Origin of the sequence: Pedobacter sp. ISL-64 (assembly GCF_018613605.1) — a bacterium.
Classification (GTDB): domain Bacteria; phylum Bacteroidota; class Bacteroidia; order Sphingobacteriales; family Sphingobacteriaceae; genus Pedobacter.
In genome coordinates, this window is the sequence record NZ_JAGGPU010000002.1 from 197,680 (window position 1) to 216,064 (window position 18,385).

Genomic DNA, 18,385 nt, shown 5'->3' on the forward strand with positions numbered 1-18,385 from the left:
AGATGTGCTTTTGATAATGGGATTGAAAATCAATAAAGCAAATTTGAAGAATAAATATTGCTATTATGAATAATAATAATAATAAAGTATGGTTAATTACCGGCTGTTCTTCAGGGCTCGGCCGTGCTCTGGCTTTGGCTGCGTTGGAAGCAGGTTACCGCGTTGGGGTGGCAGCCAGAAAAACGGAGGATGTTATCGATATAATTGATTTATATCCATCCACGGCTTTAGAGCTTGAACTTGACGTCACCAAACCTGAACAGGTTGGAAATGCCGTTGATGCGCTGATGCAACATTTCGGATCCATTGATGTTTTGGTCAACAATGCAGGATTAGGATATTTCGGTGCTGTGGAGGAGAGTGATGAAAAAGAGGTTCGCTATATGTTTGAGGTGAACTTTTGGGGTACATCATCCTTAATTCGTACGGTATTGCCGATTATGAGGCACAACAAAAGTGGTCACATTATAAACATTTCCTCTATTGGCGGCCTTAAATCCTTTCCCTCTCTTGGCTACTATCACGCAACTAAATATGCGGTTGACGGATTTTCAGAAGCACTTGCAAAGGAAACCGCGCCTCTTGGTATAAAAGTGACAATCGTTGTCCCGGGAAACTTAAGAACGGACTGGGCGGGGCGCTCAGCAAAAGATAATGAGCTTTCCATTGATGACTATAGCCAGACTGCCGGCGCCATTAAGTCTTGGGTTAGAGGGATCAGCGGTCAACAGGAGGGAGACCCTGTCCGGGCAGCCAGGGCAATTATAGCAGTCTCGCAAGCAGAGGCACCCCCATTAAGGTTGTTGCTGGGGGAAGATGCCCTTCAGGGAGCCAGAGAAAAATTACAGGAACTCAAAAATGATTTCGATACCTGGGAAAGCACTTCAAAAAGTGTTTCTTTTACCTAAAGTTTTTAGCAAAGCGGAATGTAATCTGATTTTCCGTAATTTAGTAGGTGCAATCTACGTTTTGTCTTATTAGACAACATATTAAACAATTTATCAATGAAAACGACTATTGATTCAAAAATTATTGATACCCTTAGAGATCTTCCTGACATGATTCCAGTGCTGAGAGACTCTTATGAGAACTGGACAATCCGCGTTTTCAACCGGGAACAGCATGAATGCCGTAACTACCTTTCGCCTAATCGCCGGGATTTTTACAAAGCCCTTCTGATTACCAAAGGAACCGGAGTCTTTACAATGGGACTCAATACCTATTATATTGAGGAACCAACGTTGCTTTTTATACATCCAAATGATATCATTTCCTGGAGAAATCTTTCTGAAGAACCGGGCGGTTATTACGTACTTTTCCGCAAGTCATTTATAAATTCCCATCAGCAGCTTAAATCTGTTATCGAAAAATTTGGCCTCTTTTCCGAAAAGAATAAAAGCGTCATCCGTTTACAGGAGTCCGAATCCAAAACCATCAACCGTTTCTTTGAGCAACTGAAAGCAGAAGAGGTGGAAAACGGCGACTATAAAGAGGAATCAATGCAAGCTTATCTGCAACTGCTGATGATAGAGAGCATGAAAATTGGCCGCTTTCCAAAACCCGATTCGGTGAGTGAGGATTTCGGGCATATACATCAGTTCTTCAATTTACTGGAAAGTGAAACCTCTAATATCAACTATAGTTCACCCATCAGAATTAAAACAGCCAAGGAGTTTGCCTATAACCTGAACGTTCATCCCAATTACCTCAATGAACTGCTGAAAAAGCATACAGGTCAGAATGCAAGTACACACATCCGAAACCGAATATTAGAAGAGGCCAAAGTATTGCTATTGCAAACCGACTGGAGTCTTCAAGATATCAGTTATAGCATCGGGTTTGCAGAACAACCTAATTTCAACCTGTTTTTTAAGAAGAACACAGGAACTACCCCCGCAGAATTTCGAAGAAGCTATTCTGCCTAAAGGTCTGATAAATTGTCTCCGCCTTCGCTCAATAGGCGGAGGCTTTTTTATAGACCGCCGATATCTTTGAAATTCATAATATTAGCTTTGCATTTGCTACAAATCTTAAGCCCGGAATTCAAGAAATTTGATTTATCATTTCATTAAAAGAAAAGAAAGATGAAAAAATCAATATTAATAATCGGCGCAGGACCAGGTTTGAGCCAAGGTGTTGCCGAAAAGTTTGGCAACAATGGTTTTAACGTTAGCCTTATCAGCAGAAATGCTTCCAAATTAGCAGAATTGAAAAATTCCATCTCTGAAAAAGGAATAGAGGTAAATTACCTTGCAGCGGATGCCGGTAAATCTTCGGAATTAACCAAGGCAATCACCGCTCTTGTAAAGGAATCAGGGGGATTTGATGTGGTCCTTTATAATGCGGCTGTCCTAAAGCAGAAGGACATTCTGGAGGAAAGTTCTGAAGAACTGGTTTCTGATTTTACGATCAATGTAGCAAATGCTCTAATATCTTTTCAGGCAAGTTATTCAACTTTAAAAGAACAAAAAGGTGTATTTCTTATCACAGGAGGAGGGTTTGGTATACATCCAAATGCCGATTACGGATCCCTGTCAATTGGTAAAGCAGCACTGAGAAGCCTTGCTTACCAGCTCAATGAGCGTGTTAAATCCGAAGGTATATTTACAGGATTGGTATCGGTTGCAGGGCTCATTTCTAGCGACAGTGAAACCCATAGTCCCAAAATTCTTGCTGAGGATTTTTACCAGCTTTACACCGAAAGAAAAGTAGTAGAAATTTTTCACTAAGCAACATGTTTTCAGTCAAGCAAAGCAGCTCTAAAAGCTGCTTTTTTTATTCTGCAGATGAAGGAATTCTGATTATCCCGGATAAACCAATCTGTGAAATTCATAATTTATCCTTTGTCTTTACTAATCTGTTGGCTGTCAATTTGCAGAACTTTATCCTATCGAAACTTAAAAATTAATGTTATGAAAAACTTAACTAAAATTAATGAAACAGGGTTAGATCAGAGATTGATGGAACAGGAAGGTAAAGCCGGACAGGATGCAGAACATCACCTTTTGGAAGATTTTTTTGAACTGTACGTGAAAGTGCTTGAAGAAATTTATAATGCTCCGGCAGCTTTGCCAATAAATTTGCATCCGGTAGCCAAATTTTCATCTGAAGAAGCACTAGTGATCGCCGTAAGCGGATAATCAAACCTGCCGCAAATCAATGACATCGGTTAATTATTAATCTGCTATCAAGGGTTTCCCTAAAACATAAAAAATGAAAAAACATAAAAAGATATGGCTGATTGTCGGTGGAATCGAAGGACTGGGGTTGGCATCAATAAAGTATATCCTATCAAAGGATGCTTTTGTAATCGCATTGACTCCCGATACCAAATTATTTAAGGAAAATACGAGATTATCTCATCCTAATTTGTGCCTAATAGGTTACGGAAGCATGGGTAGCAAAACACTTTCGCTAACTTTAGCAAGTATTCACGAACAATTTGGGCCTATTGATTATTACATCAACCATCAGAGCGCTGAAGATCTCGCCAGGCAATGGGAAACCTCGAAATTGAGCCTGGAAGATTTTGAAAAGTCTTTCTCACAACAGACTGTCTGGTTGTCCGAAGAGGTACTAGCGATTATGGCAAAATCAAACTGGGCGCACATCTTCTTTGTTTCTTTCAAGGAAAAAACCCAACCGCTGGAACAGATTGCAGATGCTCGTATAAGCGCCATAAAAACTTTTGTGCAACGCCATGAGAAAGACTTTAAAAATTGGGACATTAAGCTTTCAATGATTGATGAAGATAACTGCATGCATAATTTTGAGGCTTGTGACAATGTTTTTAAACTTCCCTTCGAAAATTAAATCCGAAAATATCTGCTTTTATAATTTAATTAAAAATCACCGCTATTGGTGAGTCAACCAATGCTGATAAAGGCGTTATATCTGCGCCTTGGCTAGTATTATAATCAGGCCTTATTCATTTACGATATCAATGGAAAAAATAGAAAAATTAAAACACTTTATCATTGCCTTTTCAGGGATGAGTGAAGAGGAATTTAACTTGTCAACTGAATATTGGCAAATTAAGCGCTACAAAAAAGGGGAGTTTTATAATGAATATAAAAATGTATGTAAACACCTGGGATTTGTACTATCAGGTGTGTTTCGCATATATAAACTCAATCAAGCGACGCTCTCTGAACAAAACCTGTTTTTTTTCCTGGAAAACCAATTTGTGAGTTCATTCAAAAGTTTTTTGTCCCAGACCTCCTGTGAATACTATACCGAATCCATGACGGAAGCAGAAGTACTTTATATCCATTATGATCATTTACAGAGGTTGTATCAGACCAGGCCCGCCTGGGAGAGGTTTGGCCGTTTGCTTGCCGAGTTTGTATTAGGGGCAGTGATGAATAATACTGAACTTTTATTGTTTCATAAACCACAGGACCGTTATGCCGCATTGCAGGCCGCACATCCCGAAATATTTCGACTGATACCCCTCTATCACATCGCGTCTTTTCTGGGAATAGAAGCCCCTTCACTTAGCCGAATTAGACGAAGACTTCAAAAAATAAAATAATCTATAAATATGCTACGATATTAACCTTAGTTAATCAGAGCGAATAATAAGCATGTTAATTTTGTCGAAAAAAACAAAATGAAAACACTCACAATCGGAGACAAGGTTCCACCATTTACATTGTTTGATCAGCATAGTAATCCATATGATTTCTATGCTCAAGCGCAGCATGGTAAGACAATAATTTATTTTTATCCTAAAGACGAAAGTCCGGTATGCACCAAAGAGGCCTGCTCTTTTAGAGACAGTTATACAGACTTTATCGAAGCAGGCATTAAAGTTATCGGTATAAATTCCGGTTCGGTAGCGACCCATGCAGCATTTGCCAAAGCCAATCGACTGCCCTTTACATTACTGAGCGATCCTGGTAATGCAGTTTTGAAACTTTTTGGTGTGAAATCTTTCCTGATGATGACTGGAAGGGAAACTTTTCTTATTGACAAGGATGGTACAGTTTTGTATTCATACCGTGGATTTTTAGCAGGTGCAAAGCATCCTGAGAAAGTTCTGAAGTTTATTAAATCCTCAAAATAGGGTATAACCTGTTTTCTATAAAGCACTGTGCCATTCCATTCAGTGCTTTATAATTTATCTTTCGGAGATTTTTATAGCGGATAGGACAATACCATCGTTCCCCTGAATCCCTGTGCTCTGCTCTTGGCCACCATTTCCCACATTGCTTTTAGCTCAACGGCGAGTCCTTTTTTAAAGGAATAGCCCATGCCTGGGCCGGCTGCAAATACACGTTCCCTGGTATCAGATATCCCCAGAACATCATTGTAGTAGTGCTTATCGCCTTTGAATTTGTCCTGACCAAATTGATTTAAGTAATAGCCCGCTGCTTCAACGACAAGTTGCCGATTAATTTTAAATTCAAATGCATAGTTCATATTGTATACCACAGCAGGCCTGTTGTAATCCCCAAGTTCATTAAATGAAAAGTAGAAATTATTTTTAATGCTTACCGCGAATATCTTTAACGGAGTGAACGTAAATTCATAGTGCGGGAATATCCGGAATCGATGCCCACCGGGGTTAACATCAAAGCGCTCATCGAATGCACCAGTCGGGAAGGCTATATTGATGCCCAGGCGGTGTGAGAAAGGTTTGCCCAGCAAGCGCTTATCATACCATTGTATAAATGGTCCTGCGACCAGATCAGATATGGGATTTGGATTGACCGTAATTGTTCCTTCCTGACCTCTTCCTGGATCACTCTTAATAGCAGAGAAAAGTACAGTGAAGCCAAGATGGCCATCAGCAATAGTTTTTTTGCTGATATAAGCGATTTGCTGGATTGCTGCCAGAGATCCGGTTTGGCTCAGCCCCGGTATTGGCCTGCCGCTGCGGTCCCGGCGGCTGTTGGAATTATAAGTCTGCAGATATTGAATGTAATACCAACCCGGAGGACGGGTTCTTCCCGCCTGCATATTCGTTAAGCCCAGGTTGGCGGAGGAAACCGCAGGATCCTGAGCGTAGATTTCCCATATTATGAACACCGACAACATGGGAATAAGGATGAAAATTCGTGAACTCATTTCAACTTTTTTTATTAGAAGCAATTACTGTGTTCGCCCTATACAAAGTTGAGTGTTAACACGCTGGCTATTGAATGAAAATCAAATAAAAACTTACTTATTTCAAATTCTCCGGGCTTTGATATTCATAACCTTTCCTTTGTATTTGATAATGCCAACCCCTCTGACCTGCAGATATTTGATGTGTAAATTAAACCAGGAAAAAATGGAAACTCAAAATCAGGATCTAAAGAAAACTATAACCTTGTTTGTAAAGGTATCGGCAAAACCCGCTAGCATAGAAATTGCCAGAAAAGCCCTTTTGGATGATGTCCATGGTGCATGGACTGAGCCAGGCAACTATAAAATGGAACTGTATTCCGCGCTGGGTCAGCCGGAAAATTATTATTTATTCGAACGCTGGGAAAGCCAGGAAGCTTTGGAAGCTCACTTTGCACAGCCTTACACAGCAGGAGCCTTTGCCTTACAAGATGGCCATTTGAAGGAAGATATACAAATGAATTATCTCGCCGACCTTTTGCCAAGGTCTCAGGATTTAAAGTTCGATGATAGCCGTAAAGCCTATACCACTCTGATCGTTCCCTTTGAGGTGAAGGCAGGCTACGGTCATGAATTTGCGGAACTATTTAAAGCTTTCGTCCCCTCAGTTCGGAATGAACCTGGAAATGTGGACTTCAACTTTCATCGTGTCGATGGCCAGGATGATAAATTCGTGCTTTATGAACGCTGGCTGTCCCAGGAATTTCTTGATAAGCATAACCAACTCCAGGCGACTTCAGATTTCGTGGCACAAGTAGGCCCCCTGTTAACTGCACCGGTTTACGATTTGGTGCTTTTCTCAAAAGACATCAGTGAATATTAATTATAGACATCATGAAAAATCCAAATACTTTTTTGATCACAGGCGCCTCACAAGGGCTGGGTCTGATCATCGTTAAACAACTTCTAAGTGCCGGAAAAAAGGTTATTGCCACGACCAGAAATGCCGACACTTTTGACCCGGAAACTAAAGCCCATGCCAATCTTGAGGTCATCTCACTTGATTTAACTGATGAAAATTCAGTAGCCAGTATGGTCAAGGACTTAAGATCGAGATACTCCAATATAGATGTGCTGATTAATAATGCTGGTTTTGGCTTTGCAGGCGCAATTGAAGAAGCTCAGCAGGATGAAGTAGCCAAGGTCATCGAGCTTAATGTGCTTGCTACCATACGTATGACCCGGTTGGTGCTGCCCCTGATGAGGGAACAGAAAAAGGGACACATTATCAACCTATCTTCCAATGCAGGGCTGGTAAGTACTGCCGGCTTTGGAATCTATAATGCCAGTAAATATGCTGTAGAGGGGTTTTCAGAGGCACTTCTGCTTGAGGTAACCGGCTTGGGTATTCAGGTCACCTTGATTGAGCCCGGAGCATTCAGAACCAATTTTTTAGCCTCATCACTAGCGTTATCCAGGATTTCGATTGCGGATTATGACCCGACAGCAGGTCTGTTTAAAACCAGACTCAATGCTAACAACGGCTCTCAGCCCGGTGATCCGGTGAAAGGTGCACAAGCAATTATAAGAGTCTCGGAAATGGAAAATCCACCCTTGCGTTTATTGCTAGGACAGGATGCCTACAACAGGGTAACAGCAAAACTGAAAGCCGTTTCCTTGGAAATCGAAAACTTGAAACAGGTGACCTTGTCAACCGATTTCAATTAAATATTTAAAATCAATTAGTCTATTAAATCTATAGCCATGAACCCAATATTAAAAAAATACTCGAAATTAGTGCTGACAATGATCATCATTGTAATGCTATCAGCATGTGGAAATGCACCAACTTCAGATAGTGTTGCTAAAAATGCCGGTCAGTCAATCCCCAAAACGAAAAATGTACTTATAGTTTTATCCGCTGAAAACAGCCTAACCCTAAAGGACGGAACAACCATTCCAACTGGTTTTTTTTTGGATGAGTTTGCTGTCCCTGCCCAGGCCCTTGCCGCCGCAGGATATACACTCAATATAGCAACACCAGGAGGCACTTCTCCGCATATGGACGAGGTGTCGATTGACAAAAGTTATTTCCAGAATGACAGCTTGAAGCTCCTCAAAGCATTAAGTTTTGTAAACAATCTTCAGGAAATAAAAACTCCGTTAAAACTTTCGGATGTTGCTGCATCTGACCTTGCTAGCTATGCTGCCATTTTTATCCCTGGTGGCCGAGCGCCAATGGTTGATTTGATGGAGAATAAGGATTTAGGCAAAATTCTGCGTTACTTTCATACAAATAAAATGACGACCGCCCTAATCTGTCATGGCCCGGTTGCACTAAATGCTGCGCTGGAGGATCCAGTATCTTATCGCCAGGCTTTGGTACAGCAGGACACAAAGGTAATTGCCAAATTTGCCAAAGACTGGATTTATTCAGGTTACAGGATGACTATTTTTTCTAACGCGGAAGAAGACGACGCCCTGAAAGCGAAAAAACAAAAGCTTCCGTTTTATGTCGCGGACGCACTATCATCTTCAGGAGCAAAATTGCAAAAGGCTCAGGCGTTGTGGGCGCCGTACGTAGTCCGCGACCGAGAATTGATAACGGGGCAAAACCCTGCTTCTGACCATGCCTTGGCAGATACCTTAGTGAAGGTTTTAAATGCCCTTTAATAACCTTCGTTAACAAAGCTACCAAGAACCATTAATCCATCTGCTGGACACATCCTGCAGATGGATTGACTTTTAGATTACCTTCAGCTGATTTAGGTCTTTCCCGAAAATATCGAAATTCTTTGATATTAATAAATCATTAAGAGCATTTGCTAAATTTTTTTATCTGTTTTTAAGAACCTTTGAACAAATTACCGGATGTCTCTATTCTTTCCAGGTTGCTGTGAATGCATAATGCGCTGAGATAGGAAAATATCCATTACACAAAACAGGCAAGCTATTTTAATGGATAAGCAATCAGCAATATTTAAGGATTTAACAGAAACTTTCCAGGCGATGAATTTACCGGTCAGCCATATGCTCCATGATGGAGAAGGCTTATCGATGAGCAACCTGAAGGACCTTTTTACAACACTTCCTTTTAGCTCGATAGTATTCAGACCCAATTACTTCACAATGCTATTCGTAAAGAATGCCCATGCAGATTACACCACAGATGATATTACTTTCAGGATGGAGCCAGGGACAATTTTTTTTACAAACCCAGGTCACTTCAGATCGTTCGTCTGGTATGATATTGAAGATGTATACCTGATTGCTTTCAATGAATCATTTTTGAAAAGGAATATTCACGGAGATGTGTTTAAAGAGTTTCCATTCCTGGTTTCTGAAACCGTAAACCCAAGAAATTTATCAACCGAGGATTTTATGGTTTTTGAACAGACCTGCCTGGAAATGTTTAAAGAATTTAACGGCACCTCACTTTATAAAAAACAAATCCTCGGCAATTTATTGATGATTATACTTCTTAAAATAAAAGAGGCATTCTGGAAAGATTATAACCCTATTTATGAGGGAAACAAAAGTTCCCAAATAGTGAAAAACTTTAAAATGCTTTTGGAAAATCACTTTAGGGATCTGGTGGAGGGAAAAACCTGTCTGCAGCTCCGGGTTACTGATTATGCAGCCCTTCAGAACCTGAATGAAAATTACTTGAATACCGTTATCAAAACCAAAACAGGTAAGGCGGTAAAGACCTGGATAATGGAAAAAATGATTTGTGAGGCCCAAAGCCTGTTGCTGCATACAACCCTTTCTATTAAAGAAATTTCCTTCCGGCTTGGCTTTATTGAAAGTGCCCATTTTGGGAATTATTTTAAGAAATATACCGGAACTACTCCATTAGCTTTTCGGCAGGCAACTTAATAAGTTTACTCTTATCGAGTTGATTGCCTACTTCCTGATAAAATATATTCCTGAGCTTTAAGCATCCAAAACGCTACATCCACCGTATTAATCTAAATTTTTTATTAATTTTAGATATAAATTTGGTTTTCCGTTTGGCCAGAGATTGCTTATTTGTCGGGATTATCAGGAATGATTAAAGATTGTGGTGCTTGTAACAGACTTTTGCGGTTAAGTTCGTGGATTGTCTTTTTTTGTTTCTCGGTTTGCTCCGGCCCTGCATCAGCTCAGTATTATTATCCGCCCCTCCCGGTGATGGTCAAAGATTTAAAGGCAATCAATGCTGATCATAAGCTTTCTTCGACAAATTCAAACAAGAATGCGCTGGCTTATTCGCTCGCACAGCATTATTTTAATAAGGCGACCCGATCAAAGACTGATTTGCAATCCGCCTTGCAAAATGCTTTAACATCAGTTTCCCTAAGCCGCAAACTAAGAGATACAGTCGCTATTGACCGCGCGCTGTTAGTTTTGGGGTATACTTACCTTGCCCAAAGGGAATTCGAAAAAGCTGAAGGAATCGTATTGACAATCAATTCCGAAGAAATGCGGCTAAAAATGCTTTCGGCCATCAGTTTTTTTTATTGGTCTTCAGCGATAAAAAATGCTGACTATCAAAATAAGTCACTAAGCTACAGTCGGGCTTCACTCAAACTTGCGCGCAGGTTGAAAGATCCATTATCAGAAACGATTTCGTTAAATAATATTGCCGTTGCCCATGGTAACCTAAATGAAAAGAATGCAGAAAAGGAGCTGCTGGGACTTTTGAAACGCTACCAACAGACCGTTAATCCTCACTTGGAATATCCATGTTTTTACCTGGCGGAATATTATCTTCGGAATGACCGTTCCGATAAAGCCACAGAATATTCGCTTCTGGCTGCTCAGTCGTTGGCTAAAAATAAAAACGCACAAATAACCGGGGACATTTATTTTTTGCAAACCCGGATCACGTATAACAACGAACATTTCAGCGATGCCCTCGCATTTGGTTTTCGCGCAATTGAGGCATACAGCCGAATGCCTGGAATAATAAAGGTGTCGGACCCTGACATCACCCTATACATCGGCAGGGCATATCAGAAGTTAAATCAGCACAGACGGGCATTGGCATTTATGCTGAAAAGACAAACGCAATTCCCCCCGGCGGATATTTCCCAGCAGATGGCCTATGTTTCCATGCTCGGACACATCCATAGAGGGCTCAAAGAATTTCATAAAGGAGAGCTATATTTCAAGCAATTCGAAAAGATGAGCCGACAGTACGGGCTCGACAAATATGCCGCTCAGGTAAATCTTGGTCAGTTGTACTTGGATTGGCAGCATTATGAAGAGGCGCGACCATATCTGAAGACCGCCTTGAAAGATGAACGTTTGCTTCTAACGGGCGCGCGTCGTCACCTGCATTACATGGCCTTCTTAGCAGATTCTGCCACTAGGAATTTTGAGGGTGCTATGAAGCACATGATTTATCTCAATGACCAAGCAGAAAGTGGCCGTCGTAAAGAGGTTGACCAAGCCCTGAAGAGATGGGAGGTGAGTTACGGTAAACAAAAGAGTGAAGAACAGTTGAAGCTCAAAAACCAAAATATTAAGTTGTTGTTGCAACGCAACCTTGCCCAGCAACAAAAGGCCAGGCAGGATAGCCAGATACGGAACCTCATTGCCGCAGGTTTTGTCTTTGTGCTAATCATACTATTGCTTTTATATTATCAGTATCGACAGAAGCAAAAAAGCAACCGGATTATTCTTTTTAAAAGCATACGTCTTGACGATAAAAACAAAGTTCTGGAGAAGCTGGTCAAAGAGAAGAATTATTTATTGAAGGAAGTCCATCACAGGGTCAAAAACAACCTCCATACCATATTTTGTCTGTTGGAAAGTCAGGCGATTTTCCTGAAAGATGATGCCCTGGTCGCCATAGAGTCCAGTCGGAACAGAATTTTCGCAATGTCCCTGCTTCATCAGAAACTCTATCAGTCCGATAATATCAAGCAGGTAGATATGTCGCATTACTTTAGCGAATTTCTAATTTTTTTGCGGCGAAGCTATGGCCTGGAAGCACGAAATATTGATATTTATCCGCAGATTCAGCCCCTGGAGCTTGATGTCACCGTGGCCATACCATTAGCTTTGATCGTTAATGAAGCAGTTACAAACGCAATAAAGCACGCATTTCCGGCGGATTCCGGCGGACGTATTGATATCACTCTTATCATTGATCCGCTGCTTGTTACCTTAATGGTAAAAGACAATGGAGTAGGTTTTGAGCTTTCCAACAGGCACAATGATCAATCCTTTGGACTGGAACTGATGAGAGGCCTCTCACAAGATATCAATGCGAAAATTAGCTTCGAAGTACAACAGGGAACCACTATAAAAATTACCTTTGCGCTGGAAGAGGAACAAAAAAATAATGAATTCGGCATCTCGTGAAATGGCAAAAAAAATTCTTATCGTTGAAGATCAATTTATCGAAGCTAACAACTTAAAACTAATCCTGCAAAATGCGGCTTATCAGGTGCTGCCCATAGCCAGGACTGTTCCCGAGGCAATGAGCATAATTGCCGAAAATCAACCCGATATTGTGCTTCTGGATATTTTCCTGAAAACACATGAAACTGGAATTGATTTAGCCAGGATACTGAAACAGAAATCAATTGCATTTATTTTCCTTTCCGCAAATTCCGATCCCGCAACCTTCAAGGAAGCTAAAGAAACCGGTCCTTACGGTTTTTTAGTTAAACCATTTCGAACTGAAGATGTGCTGGCAATGCTTGATATCGCACAGTATTTACACAACCAACACCTTAGTTTGCTTAGAACCCTGTCCGTTCCCAAACCGATAGAAAATTCATCACATGAGCACCCTTCCACATTATCCATTATTGGTAATACCCCTGAAGTGGCAGAAGTAAAAAAATTAATTGCCATTGCTGCGAACACTGATTTTCCGGTTTTGATTTTAGGGGAAAGCGGGACAGGTAAAGAGCTGGTTGCCAAGGCAATTCACCAAAGTTCCAAACATAAGAATGACCCGCTTATTGTCGTAGACTGTGCAGCGCTCCCCGAGCACCTGGTGGAAGCTGAGCTGTTTGGACATGAAAAGGGAAGTTTTACAGGTGCTTATGAAAAACGGATTGGAAAATTTGATTTGGCTAACGGCGGAACAATCTTTCTGGATGAAATAGGCGAGCTTTCCCTGGAAATGCAGGTAAAGTTTTTACGCGTGTTGCAGGAGAAAGAAATTAATCCAATTGGCGGTAAATCCCGGAAAATTAATGTTCGGGTAATGGCCGCCACAAACCGGAACCTTGAAGATCAACTTTCCGCAGGAAAGTTTCGCATGGATTTATATTACCGGCTTAATGTTTTTCCAATTGAGATGCCATCCTTGCGAGAAAGGTCGGAAGACATTCTCACTCTAGCCAACCACTTTCTGAAAATATTTGCCAATCGGGAACATAAAGATATAAAAGGGTTTTCTAATGAAGTCAGCTGTGCCCTGAGAGCCTATAGCTGGCCAGGTAATATTCGTGAACTTGAAAATCTTGTCGCCCGATCCGTCCTGCTCTGTGAAGGAGGTGAAATTTCCGCTTTTCCATTACCGCAAAGAAAGGTATCGCTGCCCCTGCAAGATGCAAACCTAAAAACGATATCCCAAAATGAGCGGGATCACATCCTGGCTGCCTTAAAGCTTTGTAACTGGAAAATATACGGACGTGGCGGAGCGGCTGAACTTTTGGATATCAATGGCTCCACACTAAAATCCAGAATGAAAAAACTGGGTATAGAAAAATATTTTAATGACGGCCATTCTTAGATTAGCCTGTAATTTTATTCATCAACAATAAATCACGAAATAACGTTTATAAAGAAAATATACCGATATACAGGTGCTTTTCTCTATTCAAAATATTGTTTAATGCGCTGATTTACAGTTTGTTGTGTGATTGGCACGAATTTTCCATGCGTTTGCTAAAGTTAGCGACATGTATATTATTCGAAGAGCAACACTTGATGATGTAGAAGCCATCCGAAGTATTGCGGAAAAAGCCTGGCTCACGGGCCATTTTAATAGCCGCGAGAGACAGTATGCCCTGCTTACGCTCGAGCAGGTTTATTCTGCTGAGGAAATTAGAATTTTACTCGAGGGAAAGGTTCAGTTTTTTTTGCTTATAGAAGATACTCTGCAGCCTGTCGGATTTATTTCATGGTCGGTCGAACCTTTGGCATTTGTTATTCATCAGACCTACTGCCTGCCCAGCACTCAAGGAAAAGGGTATGTTTCTTTGCTAATTAACGAAGTGCTGCGGATTGCGGCCGAAGAAGGAAAAAAAACAGTTGATCTTAAAATCAGTACACCCCAGGTGAATTTGAGGTATTATAATAACCTGGGATTTGAACTCGTACCCAACGAATTTCCATCTACTTCAGACAATGCCGGTGTCGAATTTCTGTTCAGACAACATATCTATTAATATCACCACATTCTATTTATCGATTTATCGTGAAATTCCGTGCGATATACTATGAAATCAGGATATTTCACGATTACAAAAAAACGTAAAATTAGCTTTCCACAATATGCAATGCGTTTTGCCGATGTGGCACAGTTCTTGGCTTTGCGGTTCGTAACTAAATCCGGTTAGTCAGGTATGCCTTTTCCGGTCTTTCCTCAAATGATAACAATTAATCACTATAATACATTGCAACAGGATGTGCCGAATATTCAAGTTATTCTGTTGTCCCTGAGCCAGGAACTGGCCCTAGTTCAGGAAAAAAAGCATCTTGTCAATACTCTGGAAACAAGGCTCCGGGAGTTTCTTCGTTTCGAATCCTCAACAATATTCCTGGTAAACGATGATTTGACCACGATCAGCGACTTTCTGTACGAAAAATCTCCGAATCTGAATGCATGGCCTTTTATCCAGGAAATAAAACTTGGACGAGTACCACTCGATGACAGGATTGTCAGAGGAGAAGTAGTGGATTCATCTGCAGTGGTATTGGATTTAGATGAGATGGCCGAGACCAGGGAAACCTTTCCTTACCTGAAGGCAGGCAGCAACAACAGTTTTGCCGAGGTGATTCTTTTTAACCTTAAAAGAGGTCCCGAGGTTATCGGAAACTGGATACTTACATTCACTTCTAAAAGTGATTCGGAAAGGCACCAATTGCCCTTACTGCAAATTATCGCCAACATGATAAACTCCGCTGTTCTAAACATTGCCGTACAGGAGCAACTGTTTAAAGCCCAAAGTCAATATGATACCATCCAGGCCATCAGTGCAGATTTATCCGCAACAAAGCAACGTACAGATTTATTAAAAATCATCCACCAGAAACTAAAACACCTGTTTGATTTTAGTCATCATTTTGTTTCGGTCATTAATGATGATGACCTCACCGTCACCTCCTTTCTCCGGGATAGTGAATCCAGAACGAAAAATCATCCCAGTTATAATTCCGTAAATACAACAAAGTATCCAATCACGGATGGTTTTTTCAATAAGGCGGTATTATCCAATGAGCCGGTCGTATTTGATTTGATGCAGATAAGGAAAAAATCAGGACTACCGTATTATCTTGAAATTAATTATGAAAGCGGTATCAGAACCATTATAATGACTGCGCTAAAGATCAGGGAAAAAACAATTGGAATCTGGTCAATCTGTCAGCTTGAAAATCAGCAAATATCCACCGCTCAGCTGGACTTGATCAGGAGTCTATCAGTTCAGTTTTCCATAGCCATTGCAAACATTCGTGGAGCGGACCTAATACAGACAAGGGAAACTGAGCAAACCCGTCTGCTTCAGCTCAGCTATGATCTCACCTCGATTAGAAAAAAAGAATATCTGGCTGATAAAGTAAGTGAACACTTAAAGTATCTGCTTGAGTTCGATGATCTGGATATCATGCTCTCTTTTGATAAAAACACCTATGCAAATTATCTAACGACCAGAGCTGGAGTGAAAGACAATCCACAATCAGGCGAGGTGTGTGATGTAAATGATCCCTGCTATAGCGTGGTGATGGAATCCATTAGCCCCGTGGTGTTTGAAACTGGCAGGATGGTATTAGCAAAGGATTGCCCGAATTATCTTAAGGAGGATCTGCAAAGGGGAATAATCGCCAAAATAGGGGTAAGCCTTTATGATGATCAAAACAGGATTGGCATGCTGATGATTAATTTTAAACAACCTGTAAATTATTCAGATCACACCCTACAACTCATTCAGGGCGTTGCCTACCAGGTTTCCAATGCACTATCCAATGTATTGTCTTATGATAAGATCACCCGCCGGGAAACCGAGCGCGATACCCTTATCCAGCTTAGTCGACATATCGCCGCAGTAAGGACTAACAAGGAATTGCTTGAGCTCATCACACAGGTAATGAAAACCATCATTGGTTTTAGACATACTTTTATTGCAAAACTCGATGCAACAGGGCATACCGCCACCGGGTTTTTATTAGATCCAAATGCAGCTGGACGTAATCATCCCTTGTATCATAAGTCATCAACCGGGATACATGAACTAAAGGACGGATTCTTAAACTCTGCTATAGAATCTGAGGAACCGCTTGTTGTGCATCTTGATGAGGAATCACAAAAGAATTCTTTCCCGCTCTATATGAAAGTCAACTATGAAAGCGGCATCAAGCAACTGGTTATCGTCAGATTGACTACCAACAATAAACCTTTTGGATTATGGATCGTCCTTTTTGATCATGACAAAAAAATTGCAGAGGCAACCTTAAGGATCATATCCGGGATTGCCAGTCAGCTTTCAGTTGCAGTACAAAATATCATTGCCAATACAAATACCGAAGAAAAAGGTGAAGAGAAATCTAGACTAATCGATTTTAGTAATGCCATTACTGCTGTCAAGGATAAACATAGCTTAGCCGGAGTAATATCGACTCAGTTTTTCGAGCTTTTTAAAGTGAGCAACTTCGTTTTTTTAATTAAAAATCCAGACGACAATACTTTTACACTTTTTCTATCCGATAAGACCATCACGGAAAGTTCAAATGCATTTTTACCTTCTGCTGAAGAATTAGAAAGCATTTCAGATGAAGCGCTGCTAAAAGCTGCATTGGAATCCTCCGGACCGGAAATATTGGATTATGAATCCCTCCAGCCATTAGCAAAATCAGTTTTGTCTTCTTCAGGGGATAAATTAAGTCCTGCGGAGAAGTGGTTCCTCGCGCCAGTACGGATTGGAGCCGAATTCATCGGTATCATGCTGGTGAAGACCCTTTCCCATGACATTGTTGATAATCTGAATGAATTGTTCAGTAGTGTATGTACCCAAATTGCTGTGGTGGTTTCCAATATTATTGCCGGCGGTAAAATTCAACAACAACTTGAAGAAATCAGCGGTTATAAGTCCAGGCTTGAAGAAGAGAAAATCTACCTTCAGGAAGAGCTTGAAACTGCTAATAATTATTCGGATATCATCGGTGAGAGCACCCAAATGAAGCAGGTTTTCAAACTGGTAAGCAAGGTGGCATCCTCCGACAGCACGGTTATGATACTGGGCGAGACCGGTACCGGTAAGGAGTTAATCGCGCGCGCTATACACAGCAACTCCCCAAGGAGTAATAAACTCATGGTCAAGGTGAATTGCGCAACATTGCCAGCGAACCTGATCGAGTCGGAACTGTTTGGTCACGAAAGAGGCAGTTTCACCGGGGCCATGGATCGCCGCCTGGGTAAATTTGAACTCGCACATAAAGGGACCTTGTTTCTTGATGAAATTGGGGAAATGCCGCTGGAACTTCAGGTAAAATTACTCAGAGCCCTTCAAGAAAAGGAAATTGAACGGATTGGTGGGAAAGAAACAATTAAGGTCGATGTTAGGATTATTGCAGCAACCAACCGGAATCTGGAGAAAGAAATGGATGAGGGACGCTTCAGAAGTGACCTTTATTATCGGCTGAATATATTCCCGATAGAGTTGCCGCCGCTGCGTCAGCGGGTAGAGGATATCCCACTTCTGGCAATACACTTCATTAACCGTTTCTCTAAAAAGATGGGCAAACAAATTAATAAGCTAAATAACCGTTTGATACAGGAACTCAAACTATACCACTGGCCGGGAAACATCCGGGAGCTGGAACACCTTATTGAGCGCAGTGTATTGCTTTCCTCGGGCGATACCCTTAAAAATATTGCTATTCCGGTTGCCCGCAATAATAATTTTGATGAGTCGGTTTATATCTATAAAACTTTGGACCAGAATGAACGAGACCATATTCTGATGACATTAAAGGCCTGCGGAGGAAAAATAAATGGTACGGCCGGCGCAGCGCACGTGCTCGGCGTTCCGGCCAGCACCTTAAGTTCAAAGATGAAAAGACTGGGGATTACCCGTGAACACATTAACAACAATTAACCTAAAGCTAC

General features: G+C 41.1%; 16 protein-coding genes. 15 read left to right on the top strand and 1 reads right to left on the bottom strand.

All coding sequences use genetic code 11. The features are described 5' to 3' along the window. Positions 1–65: 65 nt before the first annotated feature. From J7E57_RS03470 to J7E57_RS03500, 7 genes are all read left to right on the top strand, one after another. Entirely contained in the window at positions 66–908 is an 843-nt protein-coding gene (locus J7E57_RS03470) for an oxidoreductase (protein WP_215125213.1), read from the top strand. A 96-nt stretch (positions 909–1,004) separates the two neighbouring features. Continuing rightward, the gene (locus J7E57_RS03475; RefSeq protein WP_215125214.1) at positions 1,005–1,925 is read left to right on the top strand and encodes an AraC family transcriptional regulator; all 921 of its coding nucleotides are present in this window, start codon (positions 1,005–1,007) and stop codon (positions 1,923–1,925) included. 159 nt (positions 1,926–2,084) lie between these two features. Next, positions 2,085–2,729, top strand: a complete 645-nt coding sequence (locus J7E57_RS03480; RefSeq protein ID WP_215125215.1) for an SDR family NAD(P)-dependent oxidoreductase — start codon at positions 2,085–2,087, stop codon at positions 2,727–2,729. Positions 2,730–2,912: 183 nt separating this feature from the next. Then, on the top strand, positions 2,913–3,140 hold the full coding sequence (locus J7E57_RS03485; RefSeq protein WP_215125216.1) for a hypothetical protein: 228 nt from the start codon (positions 2,913–2,915) through the stop codon (positions 3,138–3,140). A 73-nt stretch (positions 3,141–3,213) separates the two neighbouring features. Then, a complete protein-coding gene (locus J7E57_RS03490) occupies positions 3,214–3,813 on the top strand; it encodes an SDR family NAD(P)-dependent oxidoreductase (protein ID WP_215125217.1) in 600 nt (199 codons plus the stop codon). Positions 3,814–3,943: 130 nt separating this feature from the next. Continuing rightward, a complete protein-coding gene (locus tag J7E57_RS03495; RefSeq protein WP_215125218.1) occupies positions 3,944–4,534 on the top strand; it encodes a Crp/Fnr family transcriptional regulator in 591 nt (196 codons plus the stop codon). 78 nt (positions 4,535–4,612) lie between these two features. Next, positions 4,613–5,068: a peroxiredoxin gene (locus J7E57_RS03500; protein WP_215125219.1), complete on the top strand. Its 456-nt coding sequence runs from the start codon at positions 4,613–4,615 to the stop codon at positions 5,066–5,068. Between the two features lie 71 nt (positions 5,069–5,139). Here J7E57_RS03500 and J7E57_RS03505 read toward each other — a convergent pair whose 3' ends face one another. After that, positions 5,140–6,072, bottom strand: a complete 933-nt coding sequence (locus J7E57_RS03505) for a transporter (protein ID WP_215125220.1) — start codon at positions 6,070–6,072, stop codon at positions 5,140–5,142. Positions 6,073–6,277: 205 nt separating this feature from the next. Between J7E57_RS03505 and J7E57_RS03510 the strand changes: the two genes are divergently transcribed. From J7E57_RS03510 to J7E57_RS03545, 8 genes are all read left to right on the top strand, one after another. Continuing rightward, entirely contained in the window at positions 6,278–6,934 is a 657-nt protein-coding gene (locus tag J7E57_RS03510; RefSeq protein ID WP_215125221.1) for a putative quinol monooxygenase, read from the top strand. 11 nt (positions 6,935–6,945) lie between these two features. Then, positions 6,946–7,779, top strand: coding sequence for an oxidoreductase (locus tag J7E57_RS03515; protein WP_215125222.1), 834 nt, complete (start codon positions 6,946–6,948; stop codon positions 7,777–7,779). 36 nt (positions 7,780–7,815) lie between these two features. Beyond that, entirely contained in the window at positions 7,816–8,724 is a 909-nt protein-coding gene (locus J7E57_RS03520; RefSeq protein ID WP_215125223.1) for a type 1 glutamine amidotransferase domain-containing protein, read from the top strand. Positions 8,725–9,009: 285 nt separating this feature from the next. After that, the gene (locus tag J7E57_RS03525) at positions 9,010–9,930 is read left to right on the top strand and encodes a helix-turn-helix domain-containing protein (RefSeq protein WP_215125224.1); all 921 of its coding nucleotides are present in this window, start codon (positions 9,010–9,012) and stop codon (positions 9,928–9,930) included. Positions 9,931–10,101: 171 nt separating this feature from the next. After that, positions 10,102–12,405: a histidine kinase dimerization/phosphoacceptor domain -containing protein gene (locus J7E57_RS03530; protein WP_215125225.1), complete on the top strand. Its 2,304-nt coding sequence runs from the start codon at positions 10,102–10,104 to the stop codon at positions 12,403–12,405. Then, a complete protein-coding gene (locus J7E57_RS03535; RefSeq protein WP_215125226.1) occupies positions 12,386–13,792 on the top strand; it encodes a sigma-54-dependent transcriptional regulator in 1,407 nt (468 codons plus the stop codon). The genes J7E57_RS03530 and J7E57_RS03535 overlap by 20 nt, the downstream gene beginning before the upstream one ends. Before the next feature lie 169 nt (positions 13,793–13,961). Next, entirely contained in the window at positions 13,962–14,450 is a 489-nt protein-coding gene (locus J7E57_RS03540) for a GNAT family N-acetyltransferase (RefSeq protein ID WP_215125227.1), read from the top strand. A 177-nt stretch (positions 14,451–14,627) separates the two neighbouring features. Then, positions 14,628–18,374, top strand: coding sequence for a sigma 54-interacting transcriptional regulator (locus tag J7E57_RS03545; RefSeq protein WP_215125228.1), 3,747 nt, complete (start codon positions 14,628–14,630; stop codon positions 18,372–18,374). The last annotated feature ends 11 nt before the right edge of the window (positions 18,375–18,385 follow it).